A 1,816-nucleotide genomic window follows, 5' to 3' on the forward strand; every position below is an offset into this window, starting at 1 on the left:
GTATGTGGCGCCCTCGCGTGACACGCTAGAGCGAAGCGTGCTCGTGTCGCCGCCACTATCGCAGTGGAACGATTTCACCGCGTTGATCGATGGGCTCGCGTGGCCCACGATCGACGCGCTGAATGCCTTGCTGCCGGAGACATCGGGCGTGCGTTTCGTGACGCAGGACCCCGCGCTCCTCGCGGATGGCCTTCATTACGAAGAGCGCATCGCGCGCCACGGCGCCATCGCCACCCGCCCCGAAAACTGGCACGACCTGTTCAACGCCTTCGTCTGGCTTCGCCATGGCGCGCTCAAGCGTGCACTGAATGCGCGGCAGATGGCCGAGATCGCGGTGATGGGAGCGCGGCAGCGCTCGCGCGCGCAGTGCGCGCTGACACACTTCGACGAGGCCGGGATGGTGGTGACGTTGAAGGATCCCGCCATGCTCGCTGCGTGGGATGTGCATGACTGGCACACCCTGCTATGGACGCACCGGGAGGCGTGGCTCGACGGGCGGGCCCGCGTGGAGGTATTCGGCCATGCGCTGCTCGAACACGCGCTGACGCCGGACAAGCTGCTCGTCGGCAAGGCCCTGGTAGTGATGGGCGAGGGCGACGCCAATGCGGTCTGCGCCCGTGCCATCGCTGCCGGCACGGTGCTCAACGATCCACAGGAGCTGCGCCCGTTACCCGTATCGGGCGTGCCAGGCTGGCATGCGGGCACCGCCGTGGAGTCGTTCTACACGACGGCGCCGTGTTTTCAGCCCTTGCGCGCAGGCAGGACGTATCCTGCGGCGTTGGTAAACCGGTAGGTCTGGATCGGCGGGCCTAGATCAGGCCATGGTCGCGGACATACTCGCCCAGCAGGCTGTCGTGATCCACGCCGAGCTTGCGCATGGCGTCACGCTTCTGCCGGCTGATGGTTTTCACCGACTTGCCTTCCTGGTCGGCGATCTGCTGTAGCGACATGCCCTGGACGAACATGCGGATGACGTCCACCTCGCGTGGCGACAAGGGCGTGCCGGGCATCGCCACGGACGTTTCGTCGGCCTCGTTGAGGATGTCGAGCAGGGTTTCGCTGAGGTAGGTTTCGCCGTCGTGCACGGCACGCGCGGCGGTCGCCAGCTCATCCATCGGCGCCCGTTTGTCGATGATGCCGCGTGCGCCGCGGCCGAGCATGGACTGCAGCGCGGCGGGGCGATTGATCATCGTCAGGACGACCAGGGCGACGTGCGGAAATTTCTTCGTGATCGTCTCAAGCAGGGGGAATCCATCGTCCTGCCGATCGCTCGGCATGAGAAAATCCGTAATGACGACATCGCATTCGTGCTCTGCGAGCATGCTCAAAAGCTCGTCCGCTGCCTTGGCCGCACCGACGACCTCGATGTGCGCATTCTCCAGCGCAAGCCTTCCCCCAACCAGAACCAGGGGGTGATCGTCTGCCAGAATGACCTTGAGTGGCATGCCTTGTGTTCTCCTGTTGGCGTGTCAACGCGGCGTATAGAGCTGATTATGCCTATGAAGTTCCCCTGACGAAGCCTGTGACGTGATTCGACGAATCCTCCTGTTAATACTGGTTGTGCTCGCGGGCCCGGTCTCGGCCATGCCCGATACGCCGCTGCCGCCTGAAGACCGCGAATGGCTACGCCACCATCCGGTGCTCACCGTAGGCGCCTATCGCGAGGGCTATCCGCCGTTCGAAGAACTGCGCGAGGGCGAGCTGGAGGGGCTGGGGCCGGACTACCTGCACGAGATCGCGGGGGAGCTCGGCGTGACCCTGCAGACCCGTACCTACGCGACGTGGCCGGAGTTACTCAAGGCGCTGGCCCGTGGCG

Annotated in this window: 3 protein-coding genes; 2 read left to right on the forward strand and 1 reads right to left on the reverse strand. The window is 65.0% G+C overall.

Features of this window, described 5'->3' with window-relative positions:
- Window positions 1–793 (forward strand): DUF3025 domain-containing protein (locus AC1DT2_RS22355; protein WP_477298816.1); only part of this gene is annotated, 793 nt, incomplete at its 5' end.
- Between the two features lie 16 nt (window positions 794–809).
- On the opposite strand, the gene AC1DT2_RS22360 is transcribed toward AC1DT2_RS22355, so the two are convergent.
- Entirely contained in the window at window positions 810–1,445 is a 636-nt protein-coding gene (locus tag AC1DT2_RS22360) for a response regulator (RefSeq protein ID WP_477298818.1), read from the reverse strand.
- Between the two features lie 82 nt (window positions 1,446–1,527).
- Here AC1DT2_RS22360 and AC1DT2_RS22365 point away from each other — a divergent pair.
- On the forward strand, window positions 1,528–1,816 hold a 289-nt coding region (locus AC1DT2_RS22365), incomplete at its 3' end, for a transporter substrate-binding domain-containing protein (protein ID WP_477298820.1).

This window comes from Luteibacter sp. P4_E6 (assembly GCF_056401535.1).

Excerpts from the sequence above, each read along its gene's own strand:
- AC1DT2_RS22360 (WP_477298818.1), bottom strand. The coding sequence starts at position 1,445 with ATGCCACTCAAGGTCATTCTGGCAGACGATCACCCCCTGGTTCTGGTT.